This is a genomic window from Suipraeoptans intestinalis, assembly GCF_009696485.1.
GTDB lineage: Bacteria > Bacillota > Clostridia > Lachnospirales > Lachnospiraceae > Suipraeoptans > Suipraeoptans intestinalis.
The window spans coordinates 2,257,866-2,276,763 of record NZ_VULY01000018.1 but is presented as its reverse complement, the minus strand read 5'-3'; the positions used below and the strand labels follow the sequence as shown (position 1 = coordinate 2,276,763).

The 18,898-nt window shown below is 49.5% G+C and carries 18 protein-coding genes and 1 other RNA gene; 4 read left to right on the top strand and 15 right to left on the bottom strand.

The features are described from left to right. Positions 1 to 6: 6 nt before the first annotated feature. Positions 7 to 888, bottom strand: a complete 882-nt coding sequence (locus tag FYJ34_RS11305; RefSeq protein WP_154478703.1) for a YicC/YloC family endoribonuclease — start codon at positions 886 to 888, stop codon at positions 7 to 9. Between the two features lie 163 nt (positions 889 to 1,051). On the opposite strand from FYJ34_RS11305, the gene FYJ34_RS11300 reads away from it, so the two are divergent. Then, positions 1,052 to 2,800, top strand: coding sequence for an Rqc2 family fibronectin-binding protein (locus tag FYJ34_RS11300; protein ID WP_154478701.1), 1,749 nt, complete (start codon positions 1,052 to 1,054; stop codon positions 2,798 to 2,800). A gap of 114 nt (positions 2,801 to 2,914) precedes the next feature. On the opposite strand, the gene FYJ34_RS11295 is transcribed toward FYJ34_RS11300, so the two are convergent. Beyond that, positions 2,915 to 3,730, bottom strand: coding sequence for a DNA alkylation repair protein (locus FYJ34_RS11295; protein ID WP_330582593.1), 816 nt, complete (start codon positions 3,728 to 3,730; stop codon positions 2,915 to 2,917). A 190-nt stretch (positions 3,731 to 3,920) separates the two neighbouring features. On the opposite strand from FYJ34_RS11295, the gene pyrB reads away from it, so the two are divergent. Together pyrB and FYJ34_RS11285 are read left to right on the top strand one after the other, a co-directional pair. Beyond that, positions 3,921 to 4,856, top strand: coding sequence for an aspartate carbamoyltransferase (pyrB, locus tag FYJ34_RS11290; RefSeq protein WP_154478699.1), 936 nt, complete (start codon positions 3,921 to 3,923; stop codon positions 4,854 to 4,856). Continuing rightward, positions 4,850 to 5,284 (top strand): aspartate carbamoyltransferase regulatory subunit, encoded by a 435-nt coding sequence (locus tag FYJ34_RS11285; RefSeq protein WP_154478697.1) that lies wholly within the window; start codon positions 4,850 to 4,852, stop codon positions 5,282 to 5,284. Before pyrB ends, FYJ34_RS11285 begins: the two co-directional genes overlap by 7 nt. 131 nt (positions 5,285 to 5,415) lie before the next feature. Here FYJ34_RS11285 and rnpB read toward each other — a convergent pair. From rnpB to FYJ34_RS11235, 10 genes are all read right to left on the bottom strand, one after another. Then, positions 5,416 to 5,762, bottom strand: an RNA gene (gene rnpB / locus FYJ34_RS11280) — RNase P RNA component class A. 128 nt (positions 5,763 to 5,890) lie between these two features. Further along, positions 5,891 to 6,391 (bottom strand): ribonuclease HI, encoded by a 501-nt coding sequence (gene rnhA / locus FYJ34_RS11275; protein WP_154478695.1) that lies wholly within the window; start codon positions 6,389 to 6,391, stop codon positions 5,891 to 5,893. Next, complete coding sequence (locus FYJ34_RS11270) at positions 6,379 to 7,080, bottom strand: MBL fold metallo-hydrolase (protein WP_154478693.1); 702 nt, start codon at positions 7,078 to 7,080, stop codon at positions 6,379 to 6,381. The genes rnhA and FYJ34_RS11270 overlap by 13 nt, the downstream gene beginning before the upstream one ends. A 6-nt stretch (positions 7,081 to 7,086) precedes the next feature. Further along, entirely contained in the window at positions 7,087 to 7,557 is a 471-nt protein-coding gene (locus FYJ34_RS11265) for a MogA/MoaB family molybdenum cofactor biosynthesis protein (protein WP_154478691.1), read from the bottom strand. A gap of 34 nt (positions 7,558 to 7,591) precedes the next feature. After that, complete coding sequence (locus FYJ34_RS11260; RefSeq protein WP_154478690.1) at positions 7,592 to 8,278, bottom strand: LrgB family protein; 687 nt, start codon at positions 8,276 to 8,278, stop codon at positions 7,592 to 7,594. Continuing rightward, the gene (locus tag FYJ34_RS11255; RefSeq protein WP_154478688.1) at positions 8,271 to 8,639 is read right to left on the bottom strand and encodes a CidA/LrgA family protein; all 369 of its coding nucleotides are present in this window, start codon (positions 8,637 to 8,639) and stop codon (positions 8,271 to 8,273) included. The genes FYJ34_RS11260 and FYJ34_RS11255 overlap by 8 nt, the downstream gene beginning before the upstream one ends. 64 nt (positions 8,640 to 8,703) lie before the next feature. Continuing rightward, entirely contained in the window at positions 8,704 to 9,717 is a 1,014-nt protein-coding gene (locus tag FYJ34_RS11250; protein WP_154478686.1) for an NAD(P)H-dependent glycerol-3-phosphate dehydrogenase, read from the bottom strand. A 19-nt stretch (positions 9,718 to 9,736) separates the two neighbouring features. Continuing rightward, positions 9,737 to 10,384, bottom strand: a complete 648-nt coding sequence (plsY, locus tag FYJ34_RS11245) for a glycerol-3-phosphate 1-O-acyltransferase PlsY (protein ID WP_154478684.1) — start codon at positions 10,382 to 10,384, stop codon at positions 9,737 to 9,739. A 1-nt stretch (position 10,385) separates the two neighbouring features. Then, positions 10,386 to 11,708 (bottom strand): ribosome biogenesis GTPase Der, encoded by a 1,323-nt coding sequence (gene der, locus FYJ34_RS11240; protein WP_154478682.1) that lies wholly within the window; start codon positions 11,706 to 11,708, stop codon positions 10,386 to 10,388. 217 nt (positions 11,709 to 11,925) lie between these two features. Continuing rightward, the gene (locus FYJ34_RS11235) at positions 11,926 to 13,236 is read right to left on the bottom strand and encodes a DUF512 domain-containing protein (RefSeq protein WP_154478904.1); all 1,311 of its coding nucleotides are present in this window, start codon (positions 13,234 to 13,236) and stop codon (positions 11,926 to 11,928) included. Between the two features lie 184 nt (positions 13,237 to 13,420). On the opposite strand from FYJ34_RS11235, the gene FYJ34_RS11230 reads away from it, so the two are divergent. Further along, positions 13,421 to 14,596 carry a ribose-phosphate pyrophosphokinase gene (locus FYJ34_RS11230; protein ID WP_154478680.1) on the top strand — a complete coding sequence of 392 codons (1,176 nt, stop codon included), beginning with the start codon at positions 13,421 to 13,423 and terminating at the stop codon, positions 14,594 to 14,596. 349 nt (positions 14,597 to 14,945) lie between these two features. Here the strand turns inward: FYJ34_RS11230 and FYJ34_RS11225 are convergent, their stop codons facing one another. The 3 genes from FYJ34_RS11225 to ilvB are packed head-to-tail and all read right to left on the bottom strand — an operon-like array spanning position 14,946 to position 18,872. Beyond that, entirely contained in the window at positions 14,946 to 16,109 is a 1,164-nt protein-coding gene (locus FYJ34_RS11225; protein WP_154478678.1) for a phosphoglycerate dehydrogenase, read from the bottom strand. Continuing rightward, positions 16,102 to 17,193, bottom strand: coding sequence for a 3-phosphoserine/phosphohydroxythreonine transaminase (serC, locus tag FYJ34_RS11220; protein ID WP_154478676.1), 1,092 nt, complete (start codon positions 17,191 to 17,193; stop codon positions 16,102 to 16,104). Before serC ends, FYJ34_RS11225 begins: the two co-directional genes overlap by 8 nt. Before the next feature lie 2 nt (positions 17,194 to 17,195). Beyond that, on the bottom strand, positions 17,196 to 18,872 hold the full coding sequence (ilvB, locus tag FYJ34_RS11215) for a biosynthetic-type acetolactate synthase large subunit (RefSeq protein WP_154478674.1): 1,677 nt from the start codon (positions 18,870 to 18,872) through the stop codon (positions 17,196 to 17,198). Between the last annotated feature and the right edge of the window lie 26 nt (positions 18,873 to 18,898).

The following is an 18,898-nucleotide window of genomic DNA, read 5'->3' as shown; positions in this document are numbered from 1 at the left end:
GCTCCTTTATTCTACGTTCTGGATCTGCTCCCGCACCTTTTCGATCTCCGTCTTTAACTGGATCCCCAGATTGGAGGTCTCCAGGTCATTGGACTTGGAAAGGATGGTGTTGGCCTCCCGATTCATTTCCTGCGCAATGAAATCCAGCTTTCGTCCCACGCCCTCTTCCATCTGCCCCAGCGTATCCTGCATACTCTGAATATGGCTTTTTAACCTGACGATCTCCTCGTCTGTACAGATCTTGTCTGCAAACAGTACCATTTCCGCCGCCAGCCTGCTTTCTTCTATCTGGGCATTTTCTAACAGCTCCGCCGCTTTTTCCTCGATCCTGCGGCGATACTCCGCTAAAATCTGAGGGGCGCGCTCTTCTATCTGAAGCACCAGCTTCCTCATGCCGTCCAGCTTCTCGCAGATATCTTTCTCCAGCTGCTCTCCTTCCCGGATCCTGGATCCTACAAACTGCTTTGCTGCCTGATCCAAAGCGGCCTTCATCCCTTCCCACAGAGTGTCTTCATCCGCCGACTGTTCTTCCATGGTAAACACTTCCGGATATCTGGATAAGACAGATGTCCGGACATCCTGCTCCAGTCCAAATTCCTCCGCCATCTGTCTCAGGTAATGCAGATATTCTCCTGCCGCTTCCCGATTATATTTGATGGAGGCAGAACGCTGGGACAGATCTTCATAGCCGATAAAGACATCCACTTTTCCCCGCTGGATCTTCTGCTTCAGGTAACTTTTTGCCGCCGTTTCCAGAAAATTCAGCTTTCTTGGAACCCGTATGCTGATGTCCAGATATCGGTGATTGACACTTTTCATCTCGACGGTAAATCTTTGTTCTCCGCTTTCTGTCTCACTTCGTCCAAACCCTGTCATACTCTTTATCATGGCCCGCCTCCTGCGATCATTCTGAAATGCTCATGTAATTATACGGCATTTGGCATATTCCGTCAACTATGATATACTTATCCACACGCCGGTTTTGATGCCGTTTTGATCGGAATCCACAGGCCGGTTTACTATGTTTTGAAAAAGAAAGGCAGGAACGATTATGGCTTTTGACGGAATCACAGTAGCTGCTGTTACCCATGAGCTGCACAGTATTTTATTAGATGGAAGGATCGCAAAGATCGCACAACCGGAGCCCGATGAACTGCTTCTGACCATAAAAACAGTTTCAGGCACTCACCGTCTCTGTCTTTGCGCCAGCGCCTCTCTTCCTTTGGTCTATCTGACAAAAGATACGAAAACAAATCCCCTGACTGCTCCCAATTTTTGTATGTTGCTGCGCAAGCACATTGGAAACGGAAGGATCTGCAGGATCTCACAGCCTTCTTTGGAGCGGATCATAGAATTTACCATTGAACATCGCAATGAACTGGGGGATCTCTGCCAAAAATATCTGATCATGGAACTGATGGGCAAGCACAGCAATCTGATCCTCTGTGATGAAAACCGTGTGATCGTAGACAGCATCAAACACGTTTCTTCCCAGACCAGCTCTGTGCGGGAAGTGCTTCCCCAGCGCCCTTATTTCGTACCGAACACTATGGAAAAACAAGATCCTCTTTCCGTAGACTTCGATGGATTTTCCCGGATTCTTTCCCGCAAAGAGCTTCCTTTGGGAAAGGCCATCTATACCGCTTTTACCGGAATCAGCCCCGTGGCCTCCGAAGATATCTGTCACAGAGCTTCCCTGGACTCTGCCCTTCCCTTTTCCCAGCTTTCTTTTTCTGAGAAAACGGCTCTGTATCGGCAGTTTGATGCGGTGATGCACCTGGTAAAAACCAGGCAGTTTACCCCTGTGATCTACTATGACAACGGACTTCCCAAAGAGTTTTCTGCTCTTTCGCTCCTGAGCTTTGAGCAGGCCTATCCTTCTTCCTCTCCTTCCGGCATCTCGCAAATGCTACGGGACTACTATGCCCAGAAAAATACGCTGGTGCGGATCCGGCAAAAAAGCGCCGATCTGCGTCAGGTAGTACAAACGGCTCTGGAACGGAATCGAAAAAAGTACCACCTACAGTCTCGTCAGCTGGACGATACCAGAGACAGGGAGCTGTTCAGGATCTATGGAGAGCTGATCCACACCTACGGATACAGCCTTTCTCCCAAATCCCATCAATTGACAGCCCTAAACTACTATACCAACGAAGAGGTCTGCATTCCTTTGGATCCCGACCGGTCCCCTTCTGAAAATGCACAGCACTATTTTGAAAAATACAACAAGAAAAAACGTACCTTTGAAACCCTCTCTCTTCTGATCGAAGAGACCAAAAAAGAGATCCTGTATCTGGAATCCGTATCTGCCTCTCTGGATCTGGCTTCCGAGGAAGAAGATCTGATCCAGGTCAAGGAAGAATTGATCCAGGCAGGATACATCAAAAGAAAGACTTCCAGGCGCAAGACCTCCCGGTCCTCCAGCCCTCTTCACTATCTGACGGGAGACGGCTACCATATTTATGTAGGCAAGAACAACCTGCAAAACGAGGAACTGACGTTTTCCTTTGCAGAAGGAAATGACTGGTGGTTCCATGCCAAAGGTGTTCCCGGTTCTCATGTGATCCTGAAGTCCAAACAAAAAGAGCCGCCCACTTCCGCTTTTGAAGATGCCGGTCGTCTGGCTGCTTATTACTCTAAAAGCCGCGGAAACGACAAAGTAGAAATTGATTATGTGCAACGAAAGCATGTGAAAAAGCCCAAGGGCGGAAAGCCGGGATTTGTAGTTTATTACACCAATTACTCGCTGGTGATCGACTCGGATATCTCTTCTCTGGCTCTGCTTCCGGGGCAGACTTAAGTCTGCCCCACAAGCCGGTCCAAAAACTGTTTTTGCGGGTGGCTTCCTTTGGTTCATCCGCACAAGACCCGGCTTTTCCCCATCAGGCTGTATCCTCTTCCGGATCTTCCAGGACTATCTTCGCAAAGAGCGCAGATAGTCTTTTGTTTCTTTGGAAATTCGATTACTCTCAATCCCTTTTTGTATCGTCTTGTTATGTACCCAGCGGGGCAGTCTGCCGGCCTCCAGATAAAGAATCGCCTGCCGGTACTGCTTGGCCAGCGCCGTTGCAAAATACCAGGCGATCATCATATTTACGTAATATTCCTCCGAATCCACCTGCGCCACCCAGTCCAGATACTCTTCCTGAAAATCCTCCTCCAGAAAATGGATCAGCAACATCCCGATCCCGTATCGGACGGTATAGGTTTTCTGAGAGGCCAGCCAGTCCGGGATGCGTTCCAGCAACTGCCTGCGGTGCTTTTTGAAGATCTTGGGAGACAGCTGATCACAGGTAGCCCAGTTATCTACGTAAGGCAGAAAGATCTCCAGTTTTTCCAGACAGACCCCATACTCTTTTTCTCCCTCCAGCAGGAACGCATGCAGTTGATTTTCCTCAAAGGATCCATGGGGAAGCGCCGTCAGGAATTCTCCTATCTCGCCTCTTCTGCTCAGTTCCTTGGCGTACTTTCGAAGCTTGGGCGTTCGCACGCCCTGTATCTGCCCTGCCTCCAGATTTGGTACGATCCTTCTGAGAAACCTGCCGTACTCTTCTTCCTTTTCTTCCTGGATCCATTTCTTAATTTCTTCTAGGATCATGTTTCTTTGGTACGAAGCCGTCCACATAGACATTTTCCGCACCTTCCTCCTTCCTGTTTTGAACCGGATCAGGCGATCCGCCCTCTCGCTCTTTTTATTTCCGGGAACCCCCTTTTCTCCTGATCCTGCCACAAAATCATCCGGTTTCCCGTTTCTCTGATTATATCGGATTTCCCTTCCATATCCCATTGGTTTTTGTGATTTTTTTATTTTTTCTGCCAGAAATCTTTCCGTTTTTTCTGTGATTTTTTTCCTTGTTCCCCATTGAAAAACCCTTCTACATAGTCTATGATAGTAGGAAAAAAAGATGAGGAGAATACCTATGAGACATTTAATGAGTCCCCTTGATTTTTCGCCGGAAGAACTGGACAGACTGATGGATCTCGCAGCGGACATCGAACAGAATCCCGCCCGATACGCCCATTCATGTTCCGGCAAAAAGCTTGCTACACTGTTTTACGAACCCAGCACCCGAACCCGTCTAAGTCATGAAGCCGCCATGTTAAATCTGGGCGGCAGTATTTTAGGTTTCTCATCCGCTGATTCCAGCTCCGCCGCCAAAGGCGAAAGTGTCGCCGACACCATCCGTACGATTTCCTGTTATGCTGATATTTGTGCCATGCGTCATCCAAAAGAGGGAGCGCCTATGGTAGCCGCGCATCATTCTTCCATTCCCGTCATTAACGCCGGCGACGGCGGACATCAGCATCCCACCCAGACCTTAACCGATCTTTTAACCATCCGCTCCTTAAAAGGGCATCTCGGAAATATGACCATCGGTCTGTGTGGCGATCTGAAATTTGGCCGTACTGTCCATTCTCTGATCCATGCACTCGTTCGTTATCCCAACATCCGATTTGTTTTGATCTCTCCGGAAGAGCTCCGGCTGCCCGGCTACATCCGTCACGATGTTCTGGATAAAGAACAGGTCCCCTACCAGCAGGTCGTTCGTCTGGAGGAAGCGCTTCCAACCCTGGACATCCTCTATATGACCCGGGTACAGAAGGAACGTTTCTTTAATGAGGAGGACTATGTCAGAATGAAGGATTTCTATATCCTGGACGCTGCCAAAATGAAGCTGGCCAGAGAGGATATGTTCATCCTCCATCCCCTTCCCCGTGTCAACGAGATCTCTGTGGAAGTAGACGCCGATCCCAGAGCCGCCTATTTCCGACAGGCACAGTACGGGGTCTATATTCGTATGGCGTTGATCCTGACTCTTTTGGGTATCCAGGTAGAAGGAGGAAAAACATGGTAAAAAACACATTGAACGTAGGGAAAATCGAAGAAGGGTTCGTGCTGGATCATATCCAGGCAGGAAAAAGCATGGAGATCTACAAATACCTGCATCTGGACAAGCTGGACTGCTGTGTTGCCATTATCAAAAATGCCAAAAGCAGTAAGATGCAGAAAAAGGACATTATGAAGATCGAATGTCCCATTGATTTTATTGATTTTGATATTCTGGGGTTCATCGATCACAATATTACCATCAACATCATTAAGGATTCTGAGGTCGTAGCCAAAAAAAGGCTGCAGCTTCCCAAAAAAATCACCAATGTCATCCGCTGCAAAAACCCCAGATGTATTACTTCTATTGAGCAGGGACTGGATCATGTATTTGTCCTGACCGACGAAGAAAATGAGATCTACCGCTGCCAGTACTGTGAAGAAAAGCACAGGTAAAAGGCTCCTAAAAAACAGACCGTACAAAAAAGAGGACTTCTGCACCTTGGTGGTGTATAAAGTCCTCTTTCCAAAATTTATTCAACTTGTATTTGCCTATGTCAGCAGTCCTGACTTGAATCTTTCATCAAGCTGCAAGTAAGACGATAAGCCGGGTTATGTCGTGGGTAATCATCTATCTGGGCCTGCCGTCGCCGACAGGCTCTAGCGACCTACCTAAGACGTGACGGGCCGCCACCTTGTCTTTTTTCGGTCTTGCTTCGAGTGGGGTTTACAGGGACCCTTGCTGTTACCAGCAAGGCGGTGGTCTCTTACACCACCTTTCCACCCTTACCTGAATCATCAGGCGGTATATTTCTGTTGCACTTTCCTTAGAGTCACCTCCACCGGACGTTATCCGGCACCCTGCCCTGTGAAGCCCGGACTTTCCTCAACTGCTGCCTTTCGGCCTTGCAGCTGCGATTACCTGTCTTACTTGCAGTTCCACATTATAACATATTCTGTCTTGTTTGACAAACACTGCCGCCTGTGTTCCTTTTGTGTGAATTTGTGCTCCTTTTGTGGTTGACGATATACGTTTTTTCTAAATTCCTTCTTCGGAATTTCTCAACACTGGGAGAACTCCGGATCATCCTCTATCAGATCCTCTCCGTCCGCCGCAGTGGTAGCCAACTGGTCGCACCGTTCATTCTGGGGATGGCCTGCATGCCCTTTTACCCAGACAAAGGTTACCTCATGTCGCTCCTTTGCCTTCAACAGTCTCTGCCACAGGTCTACATTTTTAACAGACTCGTTTTTCCCTCTCTTCCATCCCCGCTTCAGCCAGGAATCCACCCAGCCCTGGTTAAATGCATCTGTCACATACTTGGAGTCGGAATACACGGTTACCATGCAGGGCACTGTCAACGCCTCCAGGCCCACGATCACCGCCATCAGCTCCATCCGGTTGTTTGTGGTCCTCGCATAGCCTTGAGACATTTCTTTGGTATGAAGTTCTCCTTTTGCATCTGTATACTCCAACACAGTTCCATAGCCACCCGGACCGTTTGGGTTGCCCCGTGCGGCGCCGTCGCTGTACAGATCCACCTTTTTCTTTAATCCTCCCATTCAAATACCTCTCCTTCCCGTGTTACAAGAACGATCCTGTCTTGGTACGCCTCCAGGCAGGCCTCTTCTTTTAATTGACGGCAGACATCATATTTCCCCCACAGATGGATGGGACACACCCGCTTCACCTCCACCTGCTCCAAAAAGTACGCCATCCCCCATACATAGGCTTCCTCCTGCCTGGGATCTGCCGGGAGAAATGCAAGGTCTATCGTCTCTTTTGACAGCTTTTTGATCTCTCCCTGGTATTTTCTCCGCATCATCTCATTGAAGATGGCTCCCTCTTCCTTCCAGTGCCACCAGTGCAGATCTCCTGCGTGATAGATGCGCTTTCCCTCCGCGTGAACAAAAAACGCCACACCCTCATCGGTAGAGCGAAGCGTTTTGATCGTCATCTCATCTATTTGGACTGTCTTCCTGGCGCCTACGAACCGTACCCTGCTCCTGCAGTCAACCGGTACGCTGTCCTCCAAAATATCATCAGAAAGAATGTAGGTAATGTCGGAAATCTGTCTCTCCCAGCAAAAGATCTCCGGGTTGTAATGGTCAAAATGGATATGGCTCACAAACACATACACCTTTTTCCCGACAGGCCAAGAGGGAACACTTCCCTTATAGTAGTCAAAAACAAGGATACTTTCGGTAAGCTCTACTACTGTGCCACTATGTCCCAAATACGTTATTTTCATGAATGACTAGCCCTCTTTCTGAATCACTTCCACGGCTCTTACCAGTTCCGGAAGCAAATACTTCAGGCTTTCTCTTGCTCCATGCGATTTGCCCGGAAGATTTACGATCAGGACCCTTCCTCTGATCCCTGCCGTCCCACGATTCAGCATGGCTCTCTTGGTCAGCTGCATGGCGTTGGCTCTCAGTGCTTCCGGGATCCCCGGCACCGGTCTTTCTATCACGGCAGTAGTGGCCTCCGGGGTACAGTCTCCCGGGTTGCAGCCCGCTCCTCCCGTCGTCAGGATCAGATCTGCCATCTCATCGTCTGCGATACTTGCCAGAACAGATTCCAGAACCTCCCGATCTACCGGCAGCGCTCTGCGAAATACCACCTCAAGCCCTGCATCTTCGATCAGCTCTTCCAGCACCTGCCCGCTTTCATCTGTATCCTGTCCTCTATATACCTTTGTATTGGCTGTCAATATTGCAACTTTCATATGCAACCTCCTGTTCTTTTCCTCTTCTTAGATTTTATAACATCTGTACCAATAATGCAATCACAACGGTACAGATTCCTGCCACTCCCATAGCAACTCCGCTGACAGCGCCTTCCACCTCTCCCATCTCCAGCGCTCTGGCTGTTCCTACGGCATGACTGGCCGTTCCAAAGGCCACGCCAATAGCCACCGGGTCAGAAAGTTTCAGAAACCGGATCACCAGCGGATGAAGGATGGCTCCTCCCACCCCGCAAAGGATCACGGCCATAATGGTCAGCGCCTTCACTCCTCCCATCTGACTGGAAAGATCCAGCGCAATGGCTGTGGTTACAGATTTGGGGAGCAGAGAATGCAGGATCCCGGAATTTAATGCCAGCATCCGGCAAAGGATCACCGTACTTCCCATGGAGATCAGACTTCCTACAAAGCAGCCTGTGAGGATCGGAAAAAACTGTTCCTTTAAGATTTTTCTCTGTCGGTAAACAGAAAGTCCCAGTACGGCTGTGGATGGGATCAAAAATGCCTCGATAAATCTGGCCCCTTTCATATAGCTGTCCATGGGGATCCGAAACAGTTTCAGCCAGCCAAAACAGATCAGCATTGCGATCAGGAGCGGATTGGCAATGGGATGCTTTACCCGGGCTGCGACGGCCCGCCCGATTTCAAACGCTCCTATCGTCAACACAATCCCAAATAACGGGTTATTCCAGATATCATTCATGTCTCTTCGCCTTCTTCCTTTGATAGATTTGCACCAGGCGCGCCGATCCGTAGGCCCCGAAAAAGGTCAGAAGCAGCGAGCACAGGACTACTGCCAGAAATCCCGACACATGCCCTTTTAAAACATCCAGCTCTCCCAGCATCCGCACTGCCATCGGCACAAACACCAGCGCCATGTTCGCCAGTAAAAAATCTGCCGTTTCCCGGATATGATGCTCTTTGATCACCTCAGACACCAGCAGCACCGACAAAATCAGGATCGCCATCACGCTGCTTGGAAAGGATATCGGAAGAAGCGACACGAAAAACTCTGCCAAAAGGCAGAGTATCAGAAGAATTCCCAGTTGCTTAAATACTTTCATGAAACCTTACTCCTTGCTTTTTCCTGTCTGTCTGACAGGACTCTATGATCTGACCTGCACTATTCTAATCCTGCCAGGTCAGTGCCGTATGCTCCGGTTTTCCGTCCCGCAGCATCAGCTCATTGACTGCCTCCCTGGGAGACTTTCCTTCAAACAAAACGGCATTGACCTGATTAACGATAGGCAGGGCAATGTTGTACTTTTCTCCCAGCTTTACCGCAGCTTTGGTGGAATAGACTCCTTCTACCACCATCTGCACTTCATCCATCGCCTCCTGCATGGTCTTGCCCTGTCCCATCAGATAACCGGCTTTCCGGTTCCTGCTGTGTACACTGGCACAGGTTACAATCAGGTCGCCGATCCCGGTCAGCCCCGCAAAACTTTCAAAGGCTCCTCCCATCGCGACTCCCAGCCGCGCAATCTCCGCGATTCCCCTGGTGATCAGGGCTGCCTTCGTGTTATCCCCGTATCCCATTCCATCTGCAATGCCGGCTGCCAGGGCGATCACATTTTTCAGAGATCCTCCCAATTCCATTCCCAGAATATCGGGGCTGATATAGACTCTGAACACTTCATTTCTGAAAATATTCCGCAGCCATTCTGCCGTCTGTTCCGTCTTGGCGCCAATGACGACCGTTGTAGGCAGCCCGCGGCCCACCTCCTCCGCATGACTGGGACCGGACAGGACTGCCACATCCGCCTGTGGGATTTCCTGCTGGATCTGTTGGGAAAGCGTCATCAGGGTAGATTCTTCGATCCCCTTTGCCACATCTACGATCACCTGTCCCTCTTTTACGTAAGGAGCCATCTTTCTTGCCGTCTGTCTGGTAAAGGGAGAAGGCACTGCCAGTACCAGAAAGTCTTTTCCACACACAGCCTCCTGCAGATCGGTGGTAAACTTCATTTCCTCTGGAAGCTTTACTCCCGGAAGCTTGGATGTATGCTCCCTCTTGGTATCCAACTCCTTGACTTCCTCTTCATTAATAGACCAGACCGTTACCTCATGTCCGTTGCCGCACAGCAGCAGGGCAAGGGCTGTTCCCCAGCTGCCTGCTCCGATCACTCCTGCTTTTGCCATACCTTCACTTCCTTTCTGCCTATTCACTCTTCTTTTTGATGCTCAGTTTGTTTTCTGTCCCGTTCAGAAGCCTTTTGATGTTCTCCTTGTGCTTGAAAAGAGCGGAAATCACCAGAATTCCGGTAATGATGTAGATTTCCCGCAGGGCAAAAGGCGGTACATGAAATCCGCCGCATCTCCCGTACACCAGGACTACGATCAGATAGGCGGTCACTCCCAGCAGAGATCCCAGAGAAACGTATCTGGTTCCCCAGATCACCAGGACGAACACCGCCAGACAAAGCAGCGTCAGATGGGGAGGCAGCGTACTGATCACCAGTCCCCCTGTTGCCGCAATGCCCTTTCCCCCTTTGAATCTGAGATAAAAAGGATAGTTGTGTCCTAGCACCGCTCCCAGTCCCGTATAAAACACCAGAAGAACTATGGTATCCGGATGGCTCTTCCCATACAGAAGCGTAACTACTCCCGCTGCCAGGACGCATTTTAATACGTCTCCCAGAAACGTGACCAGACCGGCCTTCCATCCCAGCGTCCGAAGAGCATTAGTCGTCCCCGCATTACCGCTACCCATCGTCCGGATATCTTTTTTTTGAAACTTCCCGCACAAGTATCCTGTCTGTATCAGTCCAAAGGCATACCCTACAGCCAAACACACCAGTCGCTCCATCTTACTTTTCCTTTCTTTCCCGCACGAAAAATCTCAGGGACGTTCCTCCGAAGCCAAACGCCTCTCTGATCTTGTTTTCCAGATACCTGGTATAAGAAAAATGCATCAGTTCCTTGTCATTCACAAAAATAACAAAAGTCGGCGGCTTCACAGATACCTGGGTGATATAGTAGATCTTCAGGCGCTTCCCTTTATCTGACGGCGGCTGTTGCATGGCAACCGCCTCGGTCACGATCTCGTTCAGAACGCCGGTAGCGATCCTTAACGTCTGGTTTGCAATGACCGTGTCGATGGCGTCGAACAGTTTTTCCACCCTCTGCCCTGTCAGAGCCGAAATATACATGGTCTGGGCGTAGGGCATAAAGGAAAGGATCCTTCTCAGCTCATTTTCATATTCCCGCATGGTTCGGTCATTCTTTTCCAGCGCATCCCATTTGTTGACCACCAGGATGATCCCCTTGCCCCGCTCATGGGCGATCCCGGCTATTTTGGCGTCCTGCTCCGTGACCCCTTCCGCCGCGTCGATCACCACCAGCACCACATCTGCCCGCTCCACGGCTGTCACCGTGCGGATGATGCTGTATCGTTCCAGTTCCTCTTTGATCTTATTCTTTCTGCGAAGTCCCGCTGTATCAATAAATACATACTCCCGGTCTCCCCGCTTCACATCCGTGTCAATGGCATCTCTTGTGGTTCCTGCCACATCCGATACGATCACCCTCTGCTCACCCAGGATCCGGTTGATGATAGAGGATTTTCCTACGTTGGGTTTCCCCACAATGGCGATCCTTGGCCTTTCATCCTCTTCCTCTCCTTCCAATCCCTGAGGAAAATGATCTGCCACACAGTCCAAAAGATCTCCCAGTCCCTGTTTTCCCGCTGCGGAGATGGGCTTTGGCTCTCCGATTCCCAAATTGTAAAATTCGTACACATCCGGCATGAATTTTTCAAAATTGTCCACCTTGTTCACTGCCAGAACCACCGGCTTCTGGGATCGCCTCAGCATATCTGCCACTTTGAAATCCGCATCCACCAGCCCCTGTCTGACATCCGTCAGAAACAGGATCACGTCTGCCGTATCAATGGCGATCTGTGCCTGTTCTCTCATCTGAGACAGGATCACATCCCCGCTCTCCGGCTCGATTCCTCCCGTATCTATCAGGGTAAACTCCTTATCCAGCCAGGACACATCCGCATAAATACGATCCCTGGTCACTCCCGGCGTATCCTTTACGATGGAGATCATCTCTCCTGCCAGTGCGTTAAACAATGTAGATTTTCCTACGTTTGGACGTCCTACTACCGCCACTACCGGTTTACTCATCTATCTTCTCCTATCTGCTTTTTCCTGTCCGTCTTTTTCTGTTTGTACTTTTGCCTGTAGTCTGTGTTCTCTGCCTGCATCATGCATTTTTCTGCCTGTAGCCTGTGTTCTCTGCCTGCATCGTACACTTTTCTGCCTGTAGCCTGTGTTTTCTGCCTGCATCGTACACTTTTCTGCCTGTAGCCTGTGTTTTTCTCTGCACTGCTTCTACCTGCGTCTATACGTCTTTGATGGCATTTACAAAATCTTGTCCGCTTGATTTTACAATATCTATCTTCACTTGTAAAGCATCCTCTACCTGCTGCCGGGTGAGGTCATCCAGAAATACCTCTTCCCCGTTCCGGAACATATTACAGGGGAGAAGAAGCCTCGTCCCAAGCTCTTTGTCCTTTAGCTGCCGAATAAGATCCTGTCCGGTGATCAGGCCCGACACCGTGATCCTCTCCCCGAAAAAATCATTTCGGATACAAAACACACGGATCTTTGTTTCCTCATAGATCTCTTCCATCTGCTTTGCCATGCGCTGGATCCGCGGATAAGCCAAAGCTCCTGTTGCAATGGATACGCTTCTTTTTCTGGCGTCCTTTTTCTCTTTTTTCAACGCTTCCTGAAATTCATTTTCCAGAAGCGTCAGCATTCCTACTCCGTTTTCCAGCTGAAGGTATCCGTCGTAGCACTCTTCCCTGGGCAAAGGCTCCTGTGCCAGAAGATACCATTCGTCGCTTCCGTGGATAAAGTGGACTCCGTGAGCCTCATACAGCTTTTTCTGCCAGGATTTTATGGTGTCCAGCACCTTTTTGGCATCCTCCTTTTGAAAAGGCTGCATTTCATAAAGTCCATCGCGAAATCTGGTCAGTCCTACCGGAACCACGGAAACACTTTGCAGATACGGCAGATATCTGCTGAGATCTTCGATGCTTCTTTCCAGCTCCTCTCCGTCGTTGACCCCCTTGCACAAAACGATCTGCCCGTTCATCTGGATTCCCGCTTCATAGAACCGGTCCACCTTTTTCAACGCTTCCCCCGCAAACCTGTTGTGCAGCATCTCGCACCGGAGTTTGGGATTGGTGGTATGAAAAGAGATGTTGATGGGCTCCAGCCGGTAACGGATGATCCTTTCTACATCTGCCTCGCTCATATTGGTCAGGGTAATATAGTTGCCCTGCAGAAAAGACAGACGGGAATCATCGTCTTTAAAATACAGGGTGTCCCGCATGCCTTTCGGCATCTGATCGATAAAGCAGAAGATGCATTTGTTTCGGCAGGAACGGTACTCATCCATCAGTCCCTGCTCAAATCCGATCCCCAGATCCTCCTCCTCTTCTTTTTCGATCTCCAGCTCCCATTCCTCTCCGTCTTCCTTTTGGATCAGTACCAGAAGTTCCTCCTGCTGTACCAGAAAATGGTAGTCAAACACGTCCTCGATCTCTTTCCCGTTAATGGAGATCAGCCTGTCGCCTGCCTCGATTCCCATCTCCCAGGCGATTCCGCCTTCCGTTACCTGCTTTATCACATGTCCCTGACTCATAACTTTTTTCAATCCTCTCAAAGTCTCCTGTAATACGATCATTATACATGACCTTTTTCATTTCGTCCAATCCTACGCTTTTTTCGGCAACTTCCCGGTTGACCTGTTTTGTTCTTCGGTGCTATAGTAATGGTTGGAAACACGTTGGAAAAGGATCGTTATCTATATTTCACAGGAGAACCTCATGCCAAACATTAAACTATTGGAAAACGCACTGCCTGTAGCTCCCTTGAAGATCGCAGCCTTAAAATCCTGCACTGCTATGGGCGAAAAAATCAATCAGCACATCCTTGGTTTCCGAAAGGAATTTCCCACCGGACAGCTGGCCTGCTGCCATTATCCCGACACCTATCTGCTGGACTGCGAATGTCCCCGGTTTGGAACGGGAGAAGCCAAGGGCATCCTGAACGAATCTTCCCGGGGAAAGGATCTGTTCATTCTTGTAGACGTATGCAACCACAGTCTGACCTACACTGTCAACGGTCTCACCAATCATATGTCCCCGGATGACCACTACCAGGATCTGAAGCGTATCATCTCAGCCGCCACAGGAAAAGCCCACCGGATCAATGTGATCATGCCCTTCCTGTATGAAAGCCGGCAGCACAAGCGGACCAAGCGGGAATCCCTGGACTGTGCCTTTGCCCTCCAGGAGCTGGTAGAAATGGGAGTCAGCAACATCATTACCTTTGATGCCCATGACCCCCGGGTACAAAACGCTATCCCCCTTCATGGATTTGACAATTTTAATCCCCCTTACCAGTTTATGAAAGCTCTTTTGCAGACGGAGCCGGATCTTCCTCTGGATAAGGAGCATCTGATGATCGTCAGTCCCGATGAGGGAGCCATGCACCGCGCCGTATATTTCTCCAACGTTATCGGCGTAAACATGGGAATGTTCTATAAACGCCGAGATTATTCTGTTGTGGTCAACGGCAAAAACCCCATTGTGGCCCACGAATTTTTGGGAGACGACGTTCGGGGCAAGCATGTGATCGTGGTAGACGACATGATCTCCTCCGGCGACAGCATCCTGGACGTGGCAAAGCAGCTGAAAGAAAGAGGCGCCAAGAAGGTTTTCCTGTGTGCCTGCTTCGGTTTGTTCACGGAAGGTCTAGACAAATTTGATGACTACTACGAAAGAGGCTATGTCCATCGGGTCATTACCACCAATCTCACTTATCTGCCGCCTCAGATCTGTCAGAAGCCTTATTTTATCAAGGCAGACTTAAGCAAATTTCTGGCTGTCATCATCGACGCCCTGAACCATGATATTTCCATCGGCTCTGTGTTGAATCCTACCGAAAAGATCCACTGTCTTCTGGAGGAACACCGCAAATCCCGGTCAATTTCCGGATAACATAAAAATCACCGCCCTACGATACTGTTTCGTAAGACGGTGGTTTTTCTATGTCCCATGCTGCCGCTTCTATCGATGTCCAAAATGTCTTTTTGCCTGTACGGATACGCTGATCCTTGCGCTCTTAGCTCTAGTGCTTTGCCAGATAGCTGGTCAATGCAGTCTCCTCTTTCAGGCAGTCTTTGATAACAGAAATAACCTTCAGCATACTTCTCACTTCCTTCTTCTTGGTCTACACAAACTGTAGCACCGGGAAGTCGGATTGTAAAGATTACTTTTGTATGAATTTTACAATTTTTACACCTTGTTTTTGTGCATAATTTTTTATTTTCTGAAACTGTTTTTCCATCTAGCGTATGATCCGGACTTTCAGCACCTCCGGCACGTTTCTGAGTTCTTCCGCCAATCCTTCCGGTACCGGCGTATCAATGTCGATCATGGTGTACGCATATCCGCCCTTGCTTTTGTTTGCCATGTCCGCAATATTCATATTGTCTCTTGCCAGGATCCTGGTAAACTGCCCGATCATATTGGGAACATTGTGGTGCAGCAACAAGATGCGGGTATTTTTTCCCCGAAATCCCATATCGCAGTCCGGATAGTTGACAGAATTCTTAATATTCCCATGTTCCAGGTAGCTCCGAAGCTCCTGCACCGCCATTTTGGCACAATTGTCCTCCGCCTCTTCTGTGGAAGCGCCCAGATGCGGAATGACGATAGCTCCTTTTGCTCCTGCCATCATCGGCGTGGGAAAATCCGTCACATAGTGGCGCACCTTTCCCTCTTTCATAGCCTCCAGCATGTCTTCTTCCTTTACCAGAAGGTCCCTGGAAAAATTCAGAATCACCACTCCCTGTTTCATCTGGCGGATGGCGTTTGCATCGATCATCCCCTTTGTATGTTCATTGGCAGGCACATGGACAGAAATATAATCGCAGTCCTGGAACAACTCCTCCAGGGATCTGGTGTGATGGATGTTTCTGGATAATTTCCATGCCGATTCTACAGATACATAAGGATCATAGCCATAGACCTCCATCCCCAGATGGACGCCGCTGTTGGCCACCAGGACTCCGATGGCTCCCAGACCGATCACACCCAGCTTTTTCCCCACCAGCTCGCAGCCGGCAAAGGCTTTTTTGGCTTTTTCCGTCTCTTTGGCAATATTGCCGCTTCCTTCCTTTTCTTCTACCCAGCGGATCCCTCCTACAATGTCCCGGGATGCCAGAAGCATTCCGGCGATCACCAGTTCCTTGACCCCATTGGCATTGGCTCCCGGTGTGTTGAATACCACGATCCCTTTTTCCGCACATACATCGCAGGGGATATTATTCACTCCGGCTCCGGCTCTTGCCACTGCCAGCGTTCCCTCCTGCCATTCCATCTCCCGCATGGAAGCGCTTCTGACCAGGATCACATCTGCCTGGGATATCTCCGGAGTCTCCTCATACTCTCCCGTAAACGTATCCGTCCCCACCTTGGCAATGGGGTTTAAGCAATGATATTTATACATGATCCCCGTTCTCCTTTTCAAAATTCTTCATAAAGGCAACCAGAGCTTCCACCCCTTCTATGGGCATGGCATTGTAGATGCTTGCCCGCATTCCTCCTACACTTCTATGTCCTTTCAGGGATTTCAGACCTGCCTGCTCCGCCTCTTTTATAAACTTCCCATCCAGTTCTTTGTTGCCGGTCACAAAAGGAACATTCATCAGCGAACGGTCCTTTCCCTGTACCGTGGGAGAAAAGAGCCGGCTTTCATCCAGATACCGGTACAGCACCGCCGCCTTCTTTTCATTGTATTGCTTCATATTTTCCAGGCCGCCCATCCTTTTCAGCCAGCGAAATACCTTTCCACAGATATAGATCCCATAGGCCGGCGGCGTGTTGTACAAAGATCCTGCTTCTGCCTGAATTTTATAATGCAGCATTGTCGGTGTTTTCTCCAGTACCTCGTCCCGGATAAGATCCTTCCGGATAATAACGATCACCGTTCCTGCCGGACCGATATTTTTCTGTACGCCTCCGAAAAGCAGTCCATATTTGGTGACATCCACCGGCTCTGACAGAAAACAGGAGGAAATATCCGATACCAGGATCTTTCCCTTTGTGTTGGGAAGACTGGAAAATTTCGTACCGTAAATCGTATTATTTTCGCAGATATACACATAATCTGCCTTCTCTGACACAGGCAGATCACTGCAGTCTGGAATGTAGGAATAGGTACGGTCGGCAGAAGAAGCCAAAATGTTAACGGTTCCGTATTTTTTCGCCTCTTCGCTGGCCTTTTTGGCCCACTGTCCGGTTACAATATAATCAGCCACTCTATTTTGCATCAGGTTCATTGGAATGGCCGCAAACTGCTGGGAAGCTCCTCCCTGCAGAAAGAGTACCGCGTACTCTTCTGGAATCTTCATCAGATCTCTCAGATCCTGCTCTGCCTCGTCCAGGATCCGTTGAAACCTGTCGGATCGATGGCTCATCTCCATCACAGACATCCCTGTTCCTGCGTAATCCAGCATCTCATCTGCCGCCTCTTTTAACACCTCTTCTGGCAGCACTGCCGGTCCTGCTGAAAAATTGTAAACCCTGTTCATTTTTAGCCCTCCCTTTTGTCCGTCTCATCAAATGTCTTGCTTAAATCGGCGCCCGGAGCCACCATCGGCCATACCTTATCGTCACAGCCGATCTGGCAGTCCAGTACCACCGGTTCCTGCAGTTTCAGAGCTTTTTTGAATGCTTCTGCAAATTCTTCCTTCGTTTCTACCCGTATTCCCACGGCTCCCATAGCTTCCGCCAGTTTCACAAAATCCACCTTGTCCTCCAGGATGGTGGCGGAGTATCTTTTTTCGTAAAACAGGTCCTGCCACTGTCTGACCATTCCCAGAACGTGGTTGTTCATAACCACCTGAATGATGGGAATCTGGTGTCGGACTGCCGTTGCGATCTCGTTCATATTCATACGGAAGCAGCCGTCTCCCGCAATGTTAACGACTGTCTTTTCCGGCCTTCCCACCTTGGCTCCCAGGGAAGCTCCCAGGCCGTAGCCCATCGTTCCCAGTCCGCCTGACGTCAGGTATGTTCTGGGCTCCTTATATTTGTAATACTGTGCCGCCCACATCTGGTGCTGTCCCACTTCTGTCACCACCAGGGCATCTCCCTGGGTCTGCCGATAGATCTCTTCTATGATATGAGGTCCTGTCAGCGTCTCCGGATTATAACGAAGCGGATATTTCTCCTTATTTTCCCGGATCTTTTCCATCCATTCCCTGTGCTCCTGCTGCGGCAGGATTTTATTTAACTGCTGCAGCACCGTCTTGATATCTCCCACGATCCCCTGGGTGATCAGAACATTCTTATTCATTTCCGCTGCGTCGATATCGATCTGCAGGATTTTGGCATTCTTCGCAAATTTTTTGGCATTTCCCGTAACACGATCGCTGAACCTCGCTCCAATGACCACCAAAAGATCGCACTCGCTGACCCCAAAATTAGCCGTCTTGGTGCCGTGCATGCCCAGCATGCCGGTATATCTTTCATCGGTTCCCGGAAATGCGCCTTTTCCCATAAGAGAATCGGTTACCGGTGCATCCATCTTGTCCACAAACTCCAGCAGTTCCTTGCTGGCCTCTGACAGAACGGCTCCGCCCCCCACAAAAATATAAGGCTTTTTGGAGGTTTTGATCAGCTTCAACGCTCCTTCCAATTCCTGAGAACAGCAAATCTCCTCTTTCTTGGAAGGCGTTCTTTCCTGCCGGGTATATTCTGCCTTGTTCGCCGTCACATCCTTCGGGATGTCGATCAGAACCGGCGCCGGCCTTCCGCTTTTTGCGATCACAAACGCTTTTCTGATGGTATCTGCCAGTTTGTTTACATCCTTTACGATAAAATTGTGCTTCGTAATGGGAAGTGTGATCCCTGCAATATCGATCTCCTGAAAGCTGTCCTTTCCCAGAAGGGCAACTCCCACGTTACAGGTAATCGCCACCATGGGAATGGAATCCATATACGCCGTGGCGATCCCCGTTACCAGATTGGTGGCTCCCGGCCCGCTGGTAGCAAAGCAGACGCCCACTTTTCCCGTAGCTCTGGAATATCCGTCTGCCGCATGCGCCGCTCCCTGCTCGTGGGAGGTGAGGATATGCCGGATCTCATCCTGATGCTTGTACAGTGCATCATACACATTTAAAATTGCTCCTCCCGGATACCCGAATACCGTATCCACCCCTTGTTCCTTTAAACACTCAATAACAATCTCCGCTCCCGTCAACTGCATACTCTTCTCCTCTGTTTTTCTAACTT

Excerpts from the sequence above, each read along its gene's own strand:
- FYJ34_RS11305 (WP_154478703.1), bottom strand. The coding sequence starts at position 888 with ATGATAAAGAGTATGACAGGGTTTGGACGAAGTGAGACAGAAAGCGGA.
- serC (WP_154478676.1), bottom strand. The coding sequence starts at position 17,193 with ATGAACAGGGTTTACAATTTTTCAGCAGGACCGGCAGTGCTGCCAGAA.
- rnhA (WP_154478695.1), bottom strand. The coding sequence starts at position 6,391 with ATGGGAGGATTAAAGAAAAAGGTGGATCTGTACAGCGACGGCGCCGCA.
- FYJ34_RS11270 (WP_154478693.1), bottom strand. The coding sequence starts at position 7,080 with ATGAAAATAACGTATTTGGGACATAGTGGCACAGTAGTAGAGCTTACC.
- FYJ34_RS11230 (WP_154478680.1), top strand. The coding sequence starts at position 13,421 with ATGCCAAACATTAAACTATTGGAAAACGCACTGCCTGTAGCTCCCTTG.
- FYJ34_RS11250 (WP_154478686.1), bottom strand. The coding sequence starts at position 9,717 with ATGGCAAAAGCAGGAGTGATCGGAGCAGGCAGCTGGGGAACAGCCCTT.
- der (WP_154478682.1), bottom strand. The coding sequence starts at position 11,708 with ATGAGTAAACCGGTAGTGGCGGTAGTAGGACGTCCAAACGTAGGAAAA.
- FYJ34_RS11255 (WP_154478688.1), bottom strand. The coding sequence starts at position 8,639 with ATGAAAGTATTTAAGCAACTGGGAATTCTTCTGATACTCTGCCTTTTG.
- FYJ34_RS11260 (WP_154478690.1), bottom strand. The coding sequence starts at position 8,278 with ATGAATGATATCTGGAATAACCCGTTATTTGGGATTGTGTTGACGATA.
- FYJ34_RS11265 (WP_154478691.1), bottom strand. The coding sequence starts at position 7,557 with ATGAAAGTTGCAATATTGACAGCCAATACAAAGGTATATAGAGGACAG.
- FYJ34_RS11285 (WP_154478697.1), top strand. The coding sequence starts at position 4,850 with ATGGTAAAAAACACATTGAACGTAGGGAAAATCGAAGAAGGGTTCGTG.
- pyrB (WP_154478699.1), top strand. The coding sequence starts at position 3,921 with ATGAGACATTTAATGAGTCCCCTTGATTTTTCGCCGGAAGAACTGGAC.
- FYJ34_RS11225 (WP_154478678.1), bottom strand. The coding sequence starts at position 16,109 with ATGTATAAATATCATTGCTTAAACCCCATTGCCAAGGTGGGGACGGAT.
- ilvB (WP_154478674.1), bottom strand. The coding sequence starts at position 18,872 with ATGCAGTTGACGGGAGCGGAGATTGTTATTGAGTGTTTAAAGGAACAA.
- FYJ34_RS11300 (WP_154478701.1), top strand. The coding sequence starts at position 1,052 with ATGGCTTTTGACGGAATCACAGTAGCTGCTGTTACCCATGAGCTGCAC.
- plsY (WP_154478684.1), bottom strand. The coding sequence starts at position 10,384 with ATGGAGCGACTGGTGTGTTTGGCTGTAGGGTATGCCTTTGGACTGATA.
- FYJ34_RS11235 (WP_154478904.1), bottom strand. The coding sequence starts at position 13,236 with ATGAGTCAGGGACATGTGATAAAGCAGGTAACGGAAGGCGGAATCGCC.